The 18,396-nt window shown below is 44.0% G+C and carries 19 protein-coding genes; 5 read left to right on the top strand and 14 right to left on the bottom strand.

What is annotated here, in order from left to right; translation table 11 throughout:
• Positions 1–3: 3 nt before the first annotated feature.
• From HFE01_RS25805 to HFE01_RS25775, 7 genes are all read right to left on the bottom strand, one after another.
• The gene (locus HFE01_RS25805; RefSeq protein ID WP_016818460.1) at positions 4–762 is read right to left on the bottom strand and encodes a DeoR/GlpR family DNA-binding transcription regulator; all 759 of its coding nucleotides are present in this window, start codon (positions 760–762) and stop codon (positions 4–6) included.
• A gap of 20 nt (positions 763–782) precedes the next feature.
• Positions 783–2,258 (bottom strand): rhamnulokinase, encoded by a 1,476-nt coding sequence (locus HFE01_RS25800; RefSeq protein WP_167438790.1) that lies wholly within the window; start codon positions 2,256–2,258, stop codon positions 783–785.
• Complete coding sequence (gene rhaI, locus HFE01_RS25795) at positions 2,255–3,475, bottom strand: L-rhamnose isomerase (RefSeq protein ID WP_107735264.1); 1,221 nt, start codon at positions 3,473–3,475, stop codon at positions 2,255–2,257. The genes HFE01_RS25800 and rhaI overlap by 4 nt, the downstream gene beginning before the upstream one ends.
• A 257-nt stretch (positions 3,476–3,732) precedes the next feature.
• Complete coding sequence (locus HFE01_RS25790; RefSeq protein WP_167438791.1) at positions 3,733–5,802, bottom strand: bifunctional aldolase/short-chain dehydrogenase; 2,070 nt, start codon at positions 5,800–5,802, stop codon at positions 3,733–3,735.
• 303 nt (positions 5,803–6,105) lie between these two features.
• Entirely contained in the window at positions 6,106–6,747 is a 642-nt protein-coding gene (locus tag HFE01_RS25785) for an acetyltransferase (protein WP_107735266.1), read from the bottom strand.
• Positions 6,744–7,883 (bottom strand): DegT/DnrJ/EryC1/StrS family aminotransferase, encoded by a 1,140-nt coding sequence (locus HFE01_RS25780; protein WP_107735267.1) that lies wholly within the window; start codon positions 7,881–7,883, stop codon positions 6,744–6,746. The genes HFE01_RS25785 and HFE01_RS25780 overlap by 4 nt, the downstream gene beginning before the upstream one ends.
• A 33-nt stretch (positions 7,884–7,916) precedes the next feature.
• Positions 7,917–8,783, bottom strand: a complete 867-nt coding sequence (locus tag HFE01_RS25775) for a glycosyltransferase family 2 protein (RefSeq protein WP_107735268.1) — start codon at positions 8,781–8,783, stop codon at positions 7,917–7,919.
• A 242-nt stretch (positions 8,784–9,025) separates the two neighbouring features.
• Here HFE01_RS25775 and HFE01_RS25770 point away from each other — a divergent pair, with 242 nt between their 5' ends.
• From HFE01_RS25770 to HFE01_RS25760, 3 genes are all read left to right on the top strand, one after another.
• The gene (locus tag HFE01_RS25770) at positions 9,026–10,555 is read left to right on the top strand and encodes a glycosyltransferase (protein ID WP_107735269.1); all 1,530 of its coding nucleotides are present in this window, start codon (positions 9,026–9,028) and stop codon (positions 10,553–10,555) included.
• Positions 10,556–10,602: 47 nt separating this feature from the next.
• Complete coding sequence (locus HFE01_RS25765; RefSeq protein ID WP_107735270.1) at positions 10,603–10,794, top strand: hypothetical protein; 192 nt, start codon at positions 10,603–10,605, stop codon at positions 10,792–10,794.
• Between the two features lie 218 nt (positions 10,795–11,012).
• On the top strand, positions 11,013–11,273 hold the full coding sequence (locus HFE01_RS25760) for a hypothetical protein (protein ID WP_146169129.1): 261 nt from the start codon (positions 11,013–11,015) through the stop codon (positions 11,271–11,273).
• 207 nt (positions 11,274–11,480) lie between these two features.
• On the opposite strand, the gene HFE01_RS25755 is transcribed toward HFE01_RS25760, so the two are convergent.
• On the bottom strand, positions 11,481–12,761 hold the full coding sequence (locus HFE01_RS25755) for an amidohydrolase family protein (protein ID WP_107735272.1): 1,281 nt from the start codon (positions 12,759–12,761) through the stop codon (positions 11,481–11,483).
• Positions 12,762–12,927: 166 nt separating this feature from the next.
• On the opposite strand from HFE01_RS25755, the gene HFE01_RS25750 reads away from it, so the two are divergent.
• Positions 12,928–13,362 carry a MarR family winged helix-turn-helix transcriptional regulator gene (locus tag HFE01_RS25750; protein ID WP_308810697.1) on the top strand — a complete coding sequence of 145 codons (435 nt, stop codon included), beginning with the start codon at positions 12,928–12,930 and terminating at the stop codon, positions 13,360–13,362.
• A 175-nt stretch (positions 13,363–13,537) separates the two neighbouring features.
• Here the strand turns inward: HFE01_RS25750 and HFE01_RS25745 are convergent, their stop codons facing one another.
• Together HFE01_RS25745 and HFE01_RS25740 are read right to left on the bottom strand one after the other, a co-directional pair.
• Entirely contained in the window at positions 13,538–13,738 is a 201-nt protein-coding gene (locus HFE01_RS25745; RefSeq protein WP_146169131.1) for a hypothetical protein, read from the bottom strand.
• Between the two features lie 485 nt (positions 13,739–14,223).
• Positions 14,224–14,463: a hypothetical protein gene (locus tag HFE01_RS25740; protein WP_107735274.1), complete on the bottom strand. Its 240-nt coding sequence runs from the start codon at positions 14,461–14,463 to the stop codon at positions 14,224–14,226.
• 224 nt (positions 14,464–14,687) lie between these two features.
• Here HFE01_RS25740 and HFE01_RS27670 point away from each other — a divergent pair, with 224 nt between their 5' ends.
• Positions 14,688–14,816, top strand: coding sequence for a hypothetical protein (locus tag HFE01_RS27670; RefSeq protein ID WP_258196299.1), 129 nt, complete (start codon positions 14,688–14,690; stop codon positions 14,814–14,816).
• Positions 14,817–14,950: 134 nt separating this feature from the next.
• Here the strand turns inward: HFE01_RS27670 and HFE01_RS25735 are convergent, their stop codons facing one another.
• The 4 genes from HFE01_RS25735 to HFE01_RS25720 all read right to left on the bottom strand — a co-directional run.
• Entirely contained in the window at positions 14,951–15,691 is a 741-nt protein-coding gene (locus HFE01_RS25735) for a pentapeptide repeat-containing protein (protein WP_243208261.1), read from the bottom strand.
• Between the two features lie 534 nt (positions 15,692–16,225).
• A complete protein-coding gene (locus tag HFE01_RS25730; protein ID WP_107735275.1) occupies positions 16,226–16,636 on the bottom strand; it encodes a DUF2538 family protein in 411 nt (136 codons plus the stop codon).
• 327 nt (positions 16,637–16,963) lie between these two features.
• Complete coding sequence (locus tag HFE01_RS26995; RefSeq protein ID WP_181323701.1) at positions 16,964–17,269, bottom strand: hypothetical protein; 306 nt, start codon at positions 17,267–17,269, stop codon at positions 16,964–16,966.
• 643 nt (positions 17,270–17,912) lie between these two features.
• A partial coding sequence (locus HFE01_RS25720) for a hypothetical protein (protein ID WP_243208260.1) occupies positions 17,913–18,396 on the bottom strand: 484 nt, incomplete at its 5' end.

Below are 18,396 nucleotides of genomic sequence, written 5' to 3'. Positions count from 1 at the left end.
TGCTTACACAATCGTAACCGGAATGGACAACTCTGCGAGCTGACTGCGAATCGGGTCCGACAGCCGCGAATCTGTAATAATTTCGGACACTTGCGTCAAGTTCACGACATGGGTAAACGCCTGCTGCCCGAATTTGCTCGCATCTGCCAGTAAAATTACCCGATCCGCAATGCTGACCATTTTCTGCTTCAAACGAGCTTGCAGCTCATTTGATTCACTAATGCCGCGATCCAGATGAACTCCCTGACTGGAAAAAAACAGCTTATCCACATAATAGGTTTCTAATGAACGCTCTGCGAGCGGGCCCACGAATGACAGTGAACGTTGAAGCAGCTGTCCTCCCGTCGAAATGACCTCGATTTTTTCCTTACCTGCCAGTTCTGTAGCTACCCGAATCGAATTCGTCAGTATCGTTAAAGGAATATCCGGCAGACTGGACGCCATATACCAGGCAGTCGTACTGGCATCCAGCAAAATGCGATCGTGCGGCTGAATCTGCTTGACCGCTTCCTCAGCAATCCGACGCTTTTCCTCCGCGTTCATAATTTCCCGTACCGCATAGGGCGTTTCAGGCTGCTCGTTTTTGACACTAACCGCTCCCCCATGGGAACGGCGCAGTCGTCCCGCCTGCTCCAGACGATCGAGATCGCGGCGAATCGTTTCTTCCGTCACTTTACACAGCTCACTCAATTCAGACACCCGTATGCTTCCTCTTTCATTTACGAGCTGCACTATCATCTCATATCTTTCTGCGACCAGCATGGCAATCTCACTCCACATCTTTAATGTACAAAAAGTCCTGTCACCCGCCGGAACCACCCGTAGGCATCCTCCCACGCTTCTGACTCGGCAGGTTCATATTCCTCTACGGTAATAGAATCCGCAATGACCCGGCGTGCTTCCCATATATCGGCGAACTTTCCCTGTGTCATCCATTGTACCGCAAGATTGCCGATTGCGCTCGCTTCTGCGGGTCCTGCCCATACGGGTTTTTGAATCGAATTGGCCGTCCATTGGCACAGCAAGCGATTTTGAATCCCTCCGCCGACCATATGCAAACCATTAAAACGCTGTCCTGACACCCGTTCTGTAAGCTCCAAAATGTAGCGATACTTTAACGCCAGACTTTCCAGAATGCAGCGCGTAATCTCTCCCGGCGTCTCCGGCATTAGCTGCCCGGTATTGCGGCAGTATTGGCGTATGCGTGTTTTCATATCCCCGGCATGCAGAAACAGTTCATCATCCGGGTCAATCAAACAAGTGAACGCTGGAGCCTGTTCCGCCATATGAACCAATTCAGGAAAGGAATAGGAGTTTCCCTGCCGTTCCCACTCTCTGCGCGCCTCCTGTAGAATCCACAGTCCCATGATATTTTTTAGCAGCCTGTAGGTTCGGCCTACGCCGCCTTCATTTGTAAAATTAAATCGAAGCGTATCATCATTAATTACTGGCTGTGCGGTCTCCGTTCCCATCAGTGACCATGTTCCGCAGCTCAAGTACGCAAAGGACCGCTCCAGCGCTGGTACGGCAGCCACTGCTGATCCTGTGTCATGCTCTGCTACTGCAATCACAGGAATCGCTCCAATACCCAGATCCGTCATGACCGATGAACGGATTGTACCTGCAACACTTCCCGGCTCCAGTACCTCTCCAAACCAAGAGCGGGGAATGTTGATTCCAGACAAAAGCTCATCATCCCATTTTTGCTGTAACGGATGATATAACTGCGTGCTGGTTGCATTAGAAAACTCATGATACATTTCACCTGTCAGAAAATACCGCAGCAAATCAGGGATCATCAGGAAATGTTCTGCCTGCTCCAGCAAGGGTGATCTTGCATTTCGCATAGCAGCCAGCTGATAAATCGTATTAAACGCCAAAAACTGAATGCCTGTGCGCTGAAAAATAAAATCTTTTCCCAGCCGTTCCTGTACTTCTTCCATTACTCCATGGGTGTGCCAATCCCGATAATGATAAGGGTTGCCCAGCAATTCGCCGGTTTCTCCAATCAGTCCAAAATCGACCGCCCAGGAGTCAATCGCCAGGCTGGATGGGTTCACTCTCGTATGCTTGGCTTTGAGCAATCCTTGCTGAACCTCGTGATAGAGACGCAATATATCCCAGTGCAGGCGCTCCCCAACCTTGACCGGATCATTGGAAAAGCGATGGATTTCCTCCACCACGATACGTGAATCGGTTAATTTTCCGAGTAGAACCCTGCCGCTGCTTGCCCCCAAATCATAAGCGAGGATGCTCACCAGCTCGCACCACCCTTGCCTCTTTGCAAAATCTGCGTACCATACTCAGACGCCAAATAGGCTTTCATTGGATCTGCAGGTAATCCTTGCTCTTCACGGATTGCTTTGAGCAACGGGGCCACATCAAACTCAAATGCTTGGCGTACGGCATCCTCCGCACCCAGCACATCCTGACGGCTCACCGCTTCCTCCACCTCTGCATGATTGATCAAAAGTGCCTTCGCATATTGAGTCTGCACATTTAGGACCGAGCGAATCATGGCCGGAATTTTGGGTTCGATATTGTGCGACTGATCGATTAAATAAGCAATTTTATCGACAGTATGACGGATATCTGCATCGACATCCTGAGCTGCGTTCAAAATCTGATAAAAGATTAAAAACAGCTCATACGGATTGGAGGAACCCACGATCAGATCATCATCCGCATATTTATAACTGTTAAAATGAAAGCCACCCAGTCGCTTCTCATCCATTAAAAACGCAACAATATGCTCCACGTTGGCTCCCGGTAGATGATGCCCTGTATCCACCAGCACCTGTGCCTGCGGCCCCAACTTGGTCGCGTAATGGTACGCCATGCCCCAATCAGCAATATCCGTATGGTAAAAAGCCGGCTCAAACGCCTTGTATTCAATCAGCATGCGCATATCCGGCGTAAGCGCCTTATACATTTCATGGAGCGCCTCCAGCATCCAATTTTTGCGTTTGCGAATGTCCCCCTGACCGGGATAATTCGTTCCGTCCGCAAACCATAGGCTAAAGTCGTTGGAGCCTGTTTCCTTTGCAATATCCACGCATTCCAGCAAATGGTTGATAGCCTTGCGACGGATTGCCGGGTCTACATTAGTAACGCTACCGAGCATGTAGTCCTCGTCTTGAAAGAGATTGGGATTTACCGCCCCAATTTGCAGGCCAAAACTTTCGGCATGACTGCGAAGCTTGCCGTAATTGTCTACTTTATCCCACGGGATGTGAATGGCAACGGACGGACATAAGCCTGTCAAAGCATGAACCTGTGCTGCATCCTCCAGCTTTTCGAACGGATCACGCGGCACACCCGTTTTCTGAAAGACTTTAAAACGTGTACCTGAGTCGCCATATCCCCAGGAAGGTGTTTCTATGCTAAGCGCTCTCAGTTTGGTCTTTACTTGCTCTAGGTCAATGCCTCGTTGTTGCTGCTGATCCTCGAATAAGGCGTACGCTTTGTCACTCATCGTGGTTCCTCCTTGGAAAATGAAGTGAGTTATGGGAGGCCGCTTCGCTGCTTACCACCCATAAAGTCACTTCTATTTTAAAGTGTTGGTGTATATATAAAAGGATGAAAACACGCAAATAAGTGTTGTTGCTTATTTACGTGTTTCCCAGAGTATTTTACATCCCTTCGGAACTATGGGCTTGTGCCCTCGATTAATGAAATGGATTAGTGAAATAGAAATGAGTCTATCGCTTACAGAGATTCATTTGAATTTGGCTAGCGTGTAAAGGCTGCTGGGACGCCGCCATCGATGGTCAGCATACAGCCTGTCGTTTTCTCCGCCTTGGATGAGGCGAAAAAGGCAATGCCCTCTGCGATATCCTGCGGGTAAATGTTGACCAGCAGCGTCGTTCGCTTGCGGTAATGCTCCTCCAGCTGGTCTGGCTCGATGCCGTAGGCAGCGGCGCGTTCATTGCGCCAATTGGAGTTCCAGATTGCCGAGCCTTGCAAAATCGCATCCGGCAAAATAGTGTTTACGCGGATACCGTATTCGCCGCCTTCTGCGGCAATACAGCGGGCTAGGTGCGCTTCCAGCGCCTTGGCCGAGCTGTAGGCCGTTACATTTTTACCCGCATAGACTGAGTTTTTGGAGCCGACGAACACCATACTGCCACCAAGCGTCTGTTCCTTCATCAGCTTGAACGCTTCACGCGCGACCAAAAAATAACCCGTTCCCAACACGTTTACATTTAAATTCCATTCCTTTAATGATGTTTCATCGAACGGGCTGGATGTAGCAAGCCCTGCGTTGTTAACGATGACATCTACACCACCATAGATCAGCGCCGTCTCGGCATAGGCCGCCTGGATTTGCTCCTCCTGCGTCACATCCATTTTCACGGCAATTGCACGGTTTTCACCGTAACTGCTATTGATGTCTGCAGCTACCTTTTGCGCACCTTCCAGATTGAGATCTGCCAATACAACATGCGCACCTTCTTCTACCAAACGCCGCGCGGTTGCACTACCGATTCCGCTTGCACCACCCGTAATGAATGCAATTTTGCGTGAAAATTCTGCTTCTGCCGGCGCAAGTAACAGCTTATAAAGCTCCAGCGGCCAGTATTCCACGTTGTAAGATTCATTTTCACTAAGCGAAACAAATTCTCCTAACGCCGTTGCTCCTCGCATGACAGCAATGGCACGATGATATAAGGCGCCGCTCACCTGCGCATTGCTCCAGCTTTTGCCTGTGTTAATCATACCGATACCCGGAATTAAGATGACACGCGGTGCTGCTTCAAATCTCACGTCTCCTTCATGTCGATTGCGCTCAAAATAAGCTTGGTACTGCTCCTTATAGGTTGCTATACCCTCGGCAAGCTTAACTTTCAACCCCTCTACATCCTCCATATCCGGTGTCCAATCTACATAGAGCGGCTTCATTTTGGTATGAACCAGATGATCCGGGCACGCTGCCCCAATCTGAGATAAAGCAGCAGAATCCTGGCCGTTCACAAACTCCAGCACATCCTCCGCGTCATCAAAAGTGAGGATCATCCTTTTCTCATCACTGACTGCACCTCGAACGGATGGCATGATCTGGGACACCATGCTGCGCCGCTCCTCTAAAGTAAGCGCTTTATATTTTACGCCTCCAAATCCCTGCTTTTCTTCTTGGCGGGCTTTAATATAGCTTTCTGCTTCTTGGATGATTTCAATCGTTTTGGCATAAGCTGCTTCGGAAGTGTCTCCCCACGTAACCAAGCCATGCTTTTCCATCAGTACCAACTCAGCTTGTGGGTGATCGAGCACCCCTTGGGCAATCATTTTCGACAGCTTAAAGCCAGGACGGATATAAGGTACCCATACAAAACGTTCACCGAAAATTTCCTTAGCGATTTCCTTGCCGTTATGCGCACAGCACAAGCTGATGATCGCATCCGAATGTGTATGATCGACATGCTTAAAAGGCAAAAATGCGTGTAGCAGTGTCTCAATGGAAGCCCGCGGATGCTTGGCATCTATCATACAGTTCGCCAAATATGCGACCATATCCTCGTCAGACATCTCTTCCCGTTCAAACAGTGGACGAATATCCTCCATACGAAGCCCGGTGAAGTTATGCGCTTTCATGGTTGCAAGATCGGAACCGCTCCCCTTAACGTACATCACTTCAACTTCACGCCCGCGAAAATCTTGTATCGTCGTTTTAGCCGAAGTGTTGCCACCTCCCCAGTTGCACACGCTCCTATCTGTGCCAATCAGGTTAGAACGGTATACGAGCTGTTCCAGCGTGCTGTTCTGCTTAGATGCTTGCGAAGAATTCCATAGACTTTGTACCATAGCAAAAAGACCTCCAAGTTCTGTTTTTTGTTTTGAATAACTTTATTAAGGTGGATATTTTTATTTACGGAGACTATAACACTTTTGTTTAAATTTGAAAATACAAAATACAATAATAATCAAAAATAATTTTAATTTTATCCATCTTTAAAATGAATCTATTCCTCTAGCTTAAAATATAATAAGGCCGAGCCGGATCAGGTATAAGAACCTTTTCCGCTACGGCCTTTTGACAGACAAATCACTTCATTACCAAGCATATTGCTACGAATTTGATTGCGCTCTGTTTCAAAGAAAGGAGGCTCAGGGCATATCAAGGCGTTTTTTAACGACTGCTGGTACACCTGCAGCCATGGTAAAGCTGGGTATATCATCTTTAATAAAGGCACCTCCACCTATCATAGACCAACAACCGATGTGACATTTTTCCCGTACCGAGACACCGACCCCGATATAGGCTCCTTCATCTATGGTTACGTTACCTGCCAGGTTCACACCAGGAGCTATGGTTATATAATCGCCAAAAACCGCATCATGACTCACGTTAACACTCCGATTGATAATTACATGCTGTCCGATTTTAATATTGTCCGACAGGACAGCTCCTTCAAAGATCATACTTCCCTCTCCAATGGTATTTCTTTGAGAAAAACGAACACGTGGATGTATTAGCGGGGCTGCGATACGAAATCCCGATTGAATTGTATGATAAGCGAATCGCTTCTTTAATGCCGGATCACCCACCCCCGCACATATCAGCTCTACCTCATATTTTAACGCTTTAATGTCGGTCAACGTCCCCAGTACAGGAACACCATCTACACTCTGCCCTTTTGTCTCAGGCCGTTCGTCTAAGAAACCTATCACTCGAACTCCTAGTTCTTCACATAACCAGTTGATTTCCCTGGCATGTCCGCCCGATCCCCAAATAACGAGTTTCCTCATCTGGCTGTCTCTTTTCCCAGGTTTCCTAGAACATTCACAATTTTTCGAATATTAATCTCGTCCAGTTCCTCCCACAAGGGCAGGCTGACAATATGTTTGGCAATATGTTCGGTAACATGAAGAGTAGACCTCGTATAGCTTTGGAACTGCTTCTGCTGATGGCACGCCGGAGAAAAATAGGTTCTAGCTTCTATTGAATTAGAAGCTAATAACTTAACAACCTCTTGATTCGTGTGTGAATCCGGACTAAGAACAGGGACAAATTGATGAACAACCGATCCTTTCGTTTTTTGTACAGACCATCCTCGTTCTAATAAGTCTGCTTGGATCAGTTCTTGAAGATAATATTCGTAAATCGTCCTTCTATTCTCCCGTACATTCTTGAAATGATCGAGAGTGGCTAAAGCGATAGCAGCAGTATACTCGGATATCTTACTGTTAAGGCCTTGGGTGACAGACTCCCTGCTGCTGGAAAAACCGAAATTCCCCGCTTGACGAATTCGCCTAATAACATCCCGGTCCAAACTGTATACCAATCCACCCTCTCCAATACCAAATGATTTGGTGGCATGAAAGCTGAATACTACGGCTCCTCCAAAGCCTTTACCAAAATGGGTGGCTTCCTCGGAAGTTATAGTTCCAAAACTGGCAGCAGCATCAATGACTACCGGAATTCCTTGCTCCTGCAGCTTATTGTACACAGATAAATCAAGGGCTGTACCGAAAGTGGCATAAGGAACGATTACCGCAATCTCATCTCCCAGCAGCTTGACTGTCTGCTCTAACTGATCCCTATTCATTTGCCAATTCTCCGGTTCAATGTCAAGGAAGTAGGGTTCTAGCCCGCACCACTCAGCGGCAAGTGGAGTGGCAGCAAAAGTAAAACTTGGCATAACAGCATATTTGCCTTGTGGTCGCTTGCTTTGAGCGATCGCCAAAATCAAGCCGATGGTAGCGTTATGAACGGTAACAGCTGAACCGATTCCATCAAACATTTGTGCAATAACCCGCTCTTCAAACAGGTTATTTAAGGGACCATAATTGGAGTAAATCCGCGTCTCTTCTATTTTCTCAAAATTAGCAATAAACCGTTCCTTTTTTACTAAATTAGGTCGTAAGAAGGGAATGTCGAACATCAGCCAGCCTCCTTCGCATATGGGATGAGCAAGCTAGGTTTCCAATGTTTTTAATATCATTTCAATTCGCTTGATATCTGCAACAAATGGTGGACGACCTCTTATACGTTCCTGATAAGAATGAAGTGCAGCTTTAAATAAATCGTTAGTATCAAGAAATCCATCATCTCTTGAGGCAATCATAATATCTAACCATTCCGTGAACGCACTTTGACCAAGCGTCTGATTATTTTGATTGGGATGTATTCGGAAATAGCTTAGCGCTTCAGTAATATACACTGCTTTTCCCTTTGATAGTAAGTTCAACCAAGAAGCCAAATCATTAAGAAGAGAATACTGTTTTCCTTTATATACTCCAAACCGTTCGATAAGATCTGTTTTTTTGAAAAACACTGTCGTAGGTTCACCAATCACATTTAAACAACGAGTTAATGCAACGTTTGCCAACATTCTTCCGTCCATTATCCTTGTTTCCTCGTACAGTCTTTCCGTTGCATAGAGCGGTGGGAGAATAGCCCCTGATTCATCTATGGTTTGCCGATACGAAGTAACCAGTGTGATGTTTTCAAAATTTTCATAAAAATAGATCATTTTCGCTATTTTTTCTTTATGAAACATGTCGTCATCCATCAAGTAATTGATATATTCACCTGACGCCAAATCAAAACATTTATGCCAATTGCCGAGAAAAAGATTTTTATCATTTTTATAATATTTAATTTGGGGAAAAGAATCTAAATAAGAATCAAGCATTTCTTGTACTTCATTCGTTGTACTGTCATCACAAATAATGATTTCGATGTTCGGATAAGTTTGTTCCAATACACTGTCGATGGCGACTTTTAGTGTATACGGCCGATTATATGCAGGTATAACTACACTTACTAATGGGCATTGCACGCTTACTCCACCTTTCTTTTATGCTTAGGTGTCTACCGGAGGCTTCAAACGATTTAATTCGCTATGTTTATATGGGCTGGCATTTTTCTCACATCCCCGAACACATACACATACACATACATATATATTGCTGGGAAATAGAATGATGCCGGGAAAATGGGTATTTCAATAAAAATAATAACTTACGTCTGAATCGGCACCTCCCTCTCGTTGGTGTTCGAAACGGGTAAAGGGGAATGATCATGTCATTAAATTTCACTCCGCTACTGACAGCTCATTTATTTGTATCGAAGAAGGTTTTAAAGGATCATGTAAAAGAATTGATAGATAAATTGGAAGAAAATCACATTACAATAAACTTGTATGAGGCTGACCAACTACTTATAGACAATAGCCTTCAAAAGCCTCGGGTTTACGTCTCGCTTGGAGAAGAGTGGGGAGAATTTTCAGCACTAAAAGCGTTACCTGGTCACGAAAAAAAACGCTGGTTGCACTTCCAATCACCAGACGAAATTCAACCTATGCATTTATTTTTCTGCTGGCTTAAGGCAACCGATCCTCTTCTGGAGAATAGAACGATTCCTCCAACACATTTCACTTCAAACACACCTTTAATATCCGTGTTTACTGCAAGTTACAGATCAAAAGAAAAAATTCAACGACCTTATCAATCTTTATTGAAGCAGACCTACAAGAACTGGGAATGGGTAATCGTGGATGATTCCGGGGATGAAGATGAGACATACCAGGAGTATTTACTCCCTTTAGAGGATCACCGTGTGCGGAGATATCGTCAGGATTCCCGCAATGGTTATATAGGGGCTATCAAAAGGTTTGCAGCAGGTCTCTGTACAGGGGAAATTTTAGTAGAAGTCGATCATGATGATGAGCTAACTCCTGACTGCCTAGAGAAAATCGTCAAAGCATTTCAACAAAATCCTGACTGTGGCTTTGTTTATGGGGATTGTGCTGAGGTGTATGCAGGGAGCAATCATGCGCATTGGTACGGCTGGGATTGTGGCTTTGGTTACAGTGTTCATTATCGAGTCTGGCTGCATGAAATGAACAGATGGCAAAATGTACAAAAACATACGACCATTAATGGCAAAACCATTCGTCATTTAGTCGGTTTACCCAATCATCCACGTGCGTGGACGAGGGACTGTTATCATCTGATCGGAGGCCATCGCAATGAACTACTGGTAGCAGATGATTACGATCTGCTGGTTCGGACATTTCTTTGTACTAAAATAGTGAACGTCCCTGATTTAATATATATCCAGTATCGTAACGAACATGGAAATAACACTACATTCCTCAGAAATAAGCAGATTCAGGTTCTTGTTGGGGAACTATACAGATGCTATTTTCAAAGGATTCAAATGAGATTGAAAGAACTCGATTTACCCCAGCTACTACCTTATCGTCGTATATGGGAGACTTCTATGGATGATCCTGCCCGGAAATCTGCTCACGTTATTCAAGAAGATACCTCAAGATTCTCGATATTGTTCCCTATCCCCCATTCCTGCCCTGAAATAGAGCATACGCAATTAAATAAGACACTTCAAAAGGGTATTGAAAACAACTTTAGGGAGATTGAAATTGTGGTTGTAGGTCGAATTCCATCAGAAATCGAAAGCTATGCCTCCAAAGCTCCCAGGGGATTCATACGATGGTGGCCTATGGAACCAAATGATTCATTAGAAACTTGTATTCAATATGCAAAATTTGTTGCGTCCTGTAAAGAGAAAGTGGTTGTGTTGCCCTAAAACATGTTGATCAAATTCTTCAAGACCCTAAAGATAACTTATACAAAATGGCATCTAGCTTTATGGAAGAAGCACAATATGCAGAAGCTAACAACATCCTGGTTGCTATGCAAGACCACTACAGCATGATTGGCGGCGACATTGAAATTATTATGGTATTCGGCGGTGGAGTATCACCTTTGAGCCTGATCTATATAAAGAAGCAAAGGAGTTTGCCGATGCAGTCCATTGCTTATTAGTTTGGATTCCAGGCGAATACGCTGTAAACTTGAATGTGCATGGATTGGATATTTTGCACAAAAAAGTTTCTTTCAAGAGGCGGGTGTTGAAGGTTAACAGAACCTACGCGGAAATACGTCTCTTGGCGAGTAGGCGAGTTAAAAGAGCATGTAAAAGTAAATCGTTGGATTGATGCACGTCTAACATACAATTATCCCTAGCAAGTATCGTCTTGCACATGATTGATCGGTTTGGATATCGAGACATCACAGAACATGACATACAAAAAATTCTCTATCATGAACCTTTGCTCAATGGATTACAAACACCTTTAACGCCGTTTACTGCTATGAAAGCTATCCCTGAACCACAACCTGCCGTAACTATAGACGAACAAATAACGGCTAAGAAAACTCCCCTTCAAGAAACCCGCCAGGGAGATGAAGAACCTGAGGAATATGATCCGTTATTAAAGCAGATCAATCCTAAATCATTTTAAACAAATAAAGCCCCGGTTATTAGACGGGGCTTTATTTGTTACTGTCCGATTCCGGCCACTTTATGAATGTTCGGGTTTTCTCCGCGCTATCTGTAACGGCAAGTTTTGGTGAAACACAAGGTCCTCAACAACTAGATGAGGGCCCGACTTTTATTCTCTTGCTTCTCGTTCAATTTCTATAAGAAGGTCTGGTCTACCCACCATGATTCACGCTTCCGCTATTTTGCGCGTACCGCGCTGCCATATTTCGCGAATCGATAGCGTATCTGAGATATTCAACGTCGGATTCCCGTCGACCAAGACCAAGTCCGCTCTCGCCCCCTCCACAATTCGTCCGCGATCGTTCAGGCCGAAGCGGCGAGCTGTTTTCGAGGTAGCGGACTGAAGGGCTTCTAAGGGTGTGAATCCTGCCTTAACCAATAGCTGCATCTCGTGATGTACACTGGCCCCATGGGCAAGTCCCCCCAACGATGGAACCGGTACGGAGACATCCGTTCCCACCAGGATGTCTACTCCTGCACGATGAAGGTCCATTACATTACGATAGCTATCTGCCATGCTGCCCTGCGGGAAAGTATGGAAACTGGCATTCAGCGTATTGATCCATTCGGGACTGAGCTTGGCACTCACACGGGGATCCCTTACCAATTCAGATGCAGGGTTCCCGATAATTGAGGAGTTCAGGACGAGACATGGCGTAACGAAAACACCTGCCTCTGCTATCATCCTCACCAAATCCGTCGTGGTTTCAGGACGGTCAATGAATAGATGAGCAAGTCCATCGACTCCAATTTCTACAGCTTGCCGGGAGGATTCAGCAGTTAAAACATGAGCAATCACCATCTTGTGGTGACGATGAGCTTCCCCTACAGCCGAACTCAAAATATCTTGGCTTAAGACGGGCAGGCCGGGCGCTGCTAATACCGTTCCTTCCTCAATCATAATCTTGATATAATCGGCTCCCTCTCTAACTTGTTGGTCCACGAATGCCAGCGCTTCGTCCCGGGTTGATACGGTGGGCGCCTCACCATGATCATGCTTATGTGCGGCCAGTCTGGCGTTACGTTCTTCCTCACTCATCTTCTCCATTTCCTTCATTACAAAGTCTGGAATCTCGCCATCCCCCGGCATGAGTTCATCAGGATGTCCCCCAGGTGGTGTAACCCCCATCCCAGCTGATCGTACGTCGGCAATATTCTCGATTCCTTTCAATTGCGCCTCTCGGCCGTTTTTCGTGAACCCGCCCATCATTTCCAGTTCAGTCGTAACTCCGAATTTCAGTGCATCGCGCAAGCCTTCCACGGAAGTGTGAACGTGAGCATCTATCAAGCCCGGCAACAAAGTCCCTCCTTGCGCATCGATAATGACCGCATGTTCCGGTATTTCCCCACCCACCGATACAATCTGTTCGCCTTCAATTAGGACCGTTGTCGCTTTGATCACTTTTTCTCCGTCAAATATACGGGCATTGGTGATTGCAGTAATCATGGCAGTTTCCTCCAATCAATTTTAATTGAAATATAACTGTTAGATTTCTAATTGTCAATATTAAAACTGAATGATATCTAGCATTTATGTTTTGACAATTAGGAGTTTGAACATTAAGATGAACTTATAATTAGATTTCTAACTATAAGAAGGGAGTCGGGTTCGGTTGACAAAACAAGGTTTGTTGCATACCCCCTACTCAGATTTGATCCGAGACATCGGAATGAAGATCAGAGGCATGGCAAATGCCAAATTATCGGAACTTGGGCTGAATGCTCAACAAGGGCAGATGATGGGCTACATTTTTGAGAATCAGGACAAAGGTGTTATCCAGAAAGATCTGGCCCTCCACTTTAATCGGACAGGTGCTAGCATTACCAGTATGCTTCAAGGGCTGGAGAAAAAGGGGTACATCAAACGTATCATCCCGGAGGATAACGAGCGGCAGAAAAAAATATTTCTTTTAAAGAAAGGGACCGATCTCGTTGAAGAATTCAATGGAATATTCATGGAGGTAGAAAAAAGTATCACCCAGGGCCTTACTGAAGAAGAAGGCGAGACCTTCATGAATTTATTAATCAAAGTTAAAATGACCATGTAGCGGTTACTGCCCAAACGTTACTTATGGTAAGGTTCCCCGCGCTTTATCTTAAACTAATCTCCAGAATAGCTGGCCGCCAGTCTAACACTTTATTTCTCAGTCTAGGACTTTATTTTTCCGGTAGTAATCGGCTTCATCAAATGTACTTAGTAAATTAATGGCTTCTTGAGTAGCATTAGCATCTTCGAGCGTGAGCGCCTTGCTTATTCTCCGTTTCCCACAGGTTTAATCGTTCGACCAGTTTGCCGGATCGCTCAGCATCAACTGCCCATGCTTCCTTTTCCCAAGCATGAGCGTAAATAGATTCTTTCGGTTCACCCAAGCGGCTTAGCAGCTCTATACGTAGCAGCTCACCTTCGCTGCATAGTTTTTTCAAATAAATCTTTTGTACTAAATACTTAATATATCCAAGTTTGTTAGACTGAAAAGTAGAAAAAAAACTCCAAAATCAACTAAAGCCGAAAATAGTACAATTGATAGAATTTTTATCACAAATAAGTTAATAAATTACATCATTTTAAGTGGCGATCTTTCTTTTTTATTAGTAGAAGTAATTAGAAAATAATAATGTATAAGGAATTGAAGGAGGAATTTACATGGGTTTTTGATGTTTGTACCTCAGTTTCTAATCCAGGTGTTTACCATAGTCGTCTCTTTAGTGATATATGTAGATTTTTCAAAAGAAGATAGTCAATCAGTAACATAGTAGAATACATAAACACGTCAAAAAGAGCGATTTTTATCGCTCTTTAACATTCATTTATATGTATTCAGTTGATTTTCCTGTCCGTAGCTTCCTGAACAAAGGGGGTCCAAACGGACTCTTTGAGTCTGGACAAATCCCCCCATCTTGAATAAGCTTCAGACATTTAGTGAGCTGATATCTATGCCCAAATATTCGCAAGCCGTATTTCTGTATCTACTTTGACTTTGCTCCAGAGTAGTCTTAGTTCGTGTGTACCCCCGGCAAAGATACTTGGCCGTAATACTACGATCCTCCAATTGATGGTGCTCCAGTATCGTCAACAAAAAGGGCAGCTCCACGTACTCAATGACAAGCCGTAAATCCTCCGCACTATCTTTCTGCATTTTCCACTTCATTGCACCCCATATTCCAAACTCTTATTCCTTAAGATCGCCATAATTTGCAAGCTGCTGCTTAAGTTTTGAATCTTAAATACTAGAATCCTCACAATTTTAGCCCTGTATTGTGTAAATAGCATCATCTATGCCTCTACCCTGTTTTCAGTGTTGTTCAAATATCTTCTACCCTATTATTGGTTTTAAATCAACAAATATGAGATCAGTTCCATTGTTAGCATCCGATCAAAGCGGAATCGGCACGGATTTTCAAGGTGAAATGGGATGAAGCCAAGGTGGATGTGGATTATGTACGCATGAAAAAAGAGCATCAGCAGGGCTACGACGGCGGATGCTCTTTCTTTTCAAAGTAGTATGCTGTTCAATTTAACATAATATACTATATCAACTACCATACAGTGATTCGCCGAGGTAATGATCTCCAGTGGACTCCTTTTACATATATACTGTTCCCGTCGTAATCCTATATAATTTCTATTGTTTAGGTTTACGCATTGTTACATTCCAGACTACTGAAAAATCGCTCAACAAAAACATCACCATATATTTTCTTCATATGCGCCGTGTTAAAAATATATTGTTCCATATGCTCAAGCTTGCGCAGACTGCGTACCAGTACTTTCCGATCATCGTCAGATAGATTAGGGTCATCGCCTATCTTCGTTAAAGCATTTTTCAAACGTGCGGATACCTGTTCAACATACAGATGGTTTTTGGATTTTGGCGGAATACATTGCGTCAGGTCACAGCTCACAAAACGAACACCGTCAAGGATGCAGTTTTCAAAATTGGCGATTAGCTTTTGTTTGCCATTTCCCTCAAACGTAATATCCACTAGCTTGCCGGTAAAGGAACAATTGACGATATTCGCCGCTTGTAAAATCCGGTCCTTGAATCTACATTTATAAAAAGTACAGTCGATAAACGTAGCATTCTCCAATGTCATCCCTCTCATATCGCAGGAGGAAAATTCGCAATTGGTGAAAACAGCTTCGTCTCTGGCAATGCCGACAGAGCGCAAGTCGGAACGAATAAATGTACAATTATCAATTGTACTACCGGCAAAAAATCTCGCATTCGTAAGATCGCAGGTATCAAATACAAGATGATGCAGGTTACAGCTCCAAAATATAGGTGAACTAACATTCGAGTTTATTATGGTCGTTCCGCTTATAGTTTCGTGCTCATACCTGACAATATCAGAAAAAAATTCGTTGTTTACTGACATACCAGATTCAAGTCTTCTCATCCCTATCATTTCTTCAGAATCTTTTACGATTATGAATACCTTATTTTGGTTTCTTGTGAGATCCGTCAACTTTAAAGAATGATCACTGAGCACGCACCCAGATACAACATTGCACCTTCCTAGACCATTGCTGTAATAAATAATAATGATGGGCGTAGAGTGCTTGATGGTTATTGATGGGGACTTGTGGATCCAACCTCATTAAGCGAAGTAACAAAAGAACCATTTGTTCTGAGAAAAGTGAATTGGCAATATGGCATGGCAATCAAGAATACACAAGTATAACAGATGACTCCTGGAATGCCTATCCCTTTGAACAAGATAATAGATTAACAGTTACAAATGATTGGTCTGGCAGCAGCTATAATAATACACCAAAAGTTAATGTGTCCAATAAAGTTCGTCTCTCCTTCAGATGGGCTTTCTGCTTTTTAAAGTCCCTACAATACACTTTCCTTATTCAATATGTTGTAGCATGAGAGGAGAATATCTAACCCCTCATTTCCAATTCTTCTAAAGAACCAATTTATTCAAATAGTGTTCGTAATTATAACTTTTCTCTAATCTTACATGCCTACAAAAAGACTTGAAAGTGAGTGTCGTTCCAGTTATCAAGACCGTTATTAAATCTAAAAATTTCACCGTTATACATGTGCATCCCCGCAAACACCAAATATTTGTATGGATCATCCATGTAAAAATAGCATCAGATAAGCGTTTAGTGCTTTCATCATTCTCATCTTCCCAATGATGCACCCAATCAAAAGCAAATTTAAAGCTGTGTTCTTCAGGTATCCTCTTTAAAACTTCGGGCAAAGCCAAGATATAACAAGCTACTTCATATTCAATGCTTGGTAGGCTGCTTGCATAGAATTCTAATAGAGATTCATAGTTCTTTCTATGGGCCTCATTAACAAAGAACATCAATAAACATTTCCTCAAGGTAAAATTTAATTAGCTAACGACTCTTCATATTCCTTCACACGGCGATAAAAGGTAGGCTTCGTTAGTCCAGATTGCTGTAAGCCGCCGTTGCTGTTATTCGGCCAGCCTTCCATTCTTCATAGAGTCTAATAAACGCCGCTTCATCAAAGGGCTGCCGGGGTCTCCCAAACATAACACCCCTTGCCCGCGCTATCTCAATCCCTTCTGCCTGCCGCTATGATGTATTACCTGTTGTAGCCTCCCATCCGACGATTCCTGTTAACCAAACTCGACTCCCTGTTGGAACCCCTATAATTGTTATTGTTTTTAATGTAGTTGCAACTGACGTTTCGGAATTGCTGAACTTCCTGTCGTATTTGGCGTATTCTCCGATACCTGAAACTGTTGGAAAGATCCGATGGCTCCAGTTGCCCTAGTCACTCCTGTTGCTCCAGCAGCTCCAGTCGGGTCCTTTATTTTTGAGTTTTCAAGTCTATCGATATATCTTAATGATTTACCAAGTGGAAGTAAGGATCTTGCAACTCCTTTCTTGACAAATATTATCTTTCTCTGTTCAGCATAGCGTTTAGCTCTTTCAGTTCCCTTAAAACCAAATTCACTTTTCTTACGCACCTTTTTTGCAATCTTCCTCGTTTACTATTTTTTCTCCCCCGATATTTTCCGAGGGTGTTTAGTCTTCTTACATTTATTTAAGTAATTCAACGTACCATTGAGAATAACTATAGTGGTTAAAATGCATATTCAGCTTTTTCGAACCTTTTCAGTTTTAAAAGACGTATTGCTCTTCGTAGTCGCCAATTTGCAGCATTCAACATGCGTATATTCCAGTGAAGGTTCATCAATCAGTCCCCCTTTGGAGAATTTGTGAACTATCGTGCAAAAAATTTTTGAAAACCCTTAGGATGATCATACTTGGTCACATCTTTCCGGTATCACAACAGTTTATGGGAGGGCCCACAATATTCAACTCAATATTAGCCTATTTTTAATATTTGTTTCTATGATATTTCAAAAAGCAGCTCCTGCAGATGCAGGAGCTGCTTAGAGTGTCGAGAAAGTCCAGAGGACTTTTCGATCACTTCTATTTTTATATGGGTAGACGCATCTTTTAAAACAAAAATCGATTTAAAACGATCTGAGGACTCTAGTTTTTAGACCACTAAGACAGTTTTAAACCCCCTGCAAAAAAACAGGGGGTTTCTCGACAGCCTGAGAACCCAAAAGTTATGAAATAACTTTTGGGTTCTTTTTCTAATTATACCTTAAGCTTATAGAGGCCCTTGGTCACCTTGCGGTCCTTAGACTCCCTGAGGGCCTTGAACTCCTTGAGGTCCTTGGTCGCCTTGGACTCCTTGAGGTCCCTGATCACCTTGAACGCCCTGTGGTCCTTGGTCACCCTGTACGCCTTGAGGTCCTTGGTCGCCCTGGACTCCTTGTGGGCCTTGAACTCCCTGAGGGCCTTGGTCACCTTGAACACCTTGAACACCTTGAGGGCCTTGGTCACCTTGGACTCCTTGAACACCTTGAGGGCCTTGGTCACCTTGAACACCTTGAACACCTTGAGGGCCTTGGTCACCTTGTACGCCTTGTGGTCCTTGGTCGCCTTGGACTCCCTGAGGGCCTTGATCACCTTGAACTCCTTGAGGGCCTTGATCACCTTGTACGCCCTGTGGTCCCTGATCGCCTTGGACTCCTTGAGGGCCTTGGTCACCTTGGACTCCTTGAGGGCCTTGGTCACC

The organism is Paenibacillus sp. EKM10P (genome assembly GCF_011800655.1).
Taxonomy (GTDB): Bacteria; Bacillota; Bacilli; order Paenibacillales; family Paenibacillaceae; genus Paenibacillus; species Paenibacillus polymyxa.
This window is presented reverse-complemented; position numbering and strand designations above follow the sequence as displayed.

Excerpts from the sequence above, each read along its gene's own strand:
- HFE01_RS25805 (WP_016818460.1), bottom strand. The coding sequence starts at position 762 with ATGCTGGTCGCAGAAAGATATGAGATGATAGTGCAGCTCGTAAATGAA.
- rhaI (WP_107735264.1), bottom strand. The coding sequence starts at position 3,475 with ATGAGTGACAAAGCGTACGCCTTATTCGAGGATCAGCAGCAACAACGA.
- HFE01_RS25790 (WP_167438791.1), bottom strand. The coding sequence starts at position 5,802 with ATGGTACAAAGTCTATGGAATTCTTCGCAAGCATCTAAGCAGAACAGC.
- HFE01_RS25785 (WP_107735266.1), bottom strand. The coding sequence starts at position 6,747 with ATGAGGAAACTCGTTATTTGGGGATCGGGCGGACATGCCAGGGAAATC.
- HFE01_RS25780 (WP_107735267.1), bottom strand. The coding sequence starts at position 7,883 with ATGTTCGACATTCCCTTCTTACGACCTAATTTAGTAAAAAAGGAACGG.
- HFE01_RS25770 (WP_107735269.1), top strand. The coding sequence starts at position 9,026 with ATGTCATTAAATTTCACTCCGCTACTGACAGCTCATTTATTTGTATCG.
- HFE01_RS25765 (WP_107735270.1), top strand. The coding sequence starts at position 10,603 with ATGGCATCTAGCTTTATGGAAGAAGCACAATATGCAGAAGCTAACAAC.
- HFE01_RS25760 (WP_146169129.1), top strand. The coding sequence starts at position 11,013 with ATGATTGATCGGTTTGGATATCGAGACATCACAGAACATGACATACAA.
- HFE01_RS25755 (WP_107735272.1), bottom strand. The coding sequence starts at position 12,761 with ATGATTACTGCAATCACCAATGCCCGTATATTTGACGGAGAAAAAGTG.
- HFE01_RS25740 (WP_107735274.1), bottom strand. The coding sequence starts at position 14,463 with ATGAAGTGGAAAATGCAGAAAGATAGTGCGGAGGATTTACGGCTTGTC.
- HFE01_RS25735 (WP_243208261.1), bottom strand. The coding sequence starts at position 15,691 with ATGTCAGTAAACAACGAATTTTTTTCTGATATTGTCAGGTATGAGCAC.
- HFE01_RS25730 (WP_107735275.1), bottom strand. The coding sequence starts at position 16,636 with ATGTTCTTTGTTAATGAGGCCCATAGAAAGAACTATGAATCTCTATTA.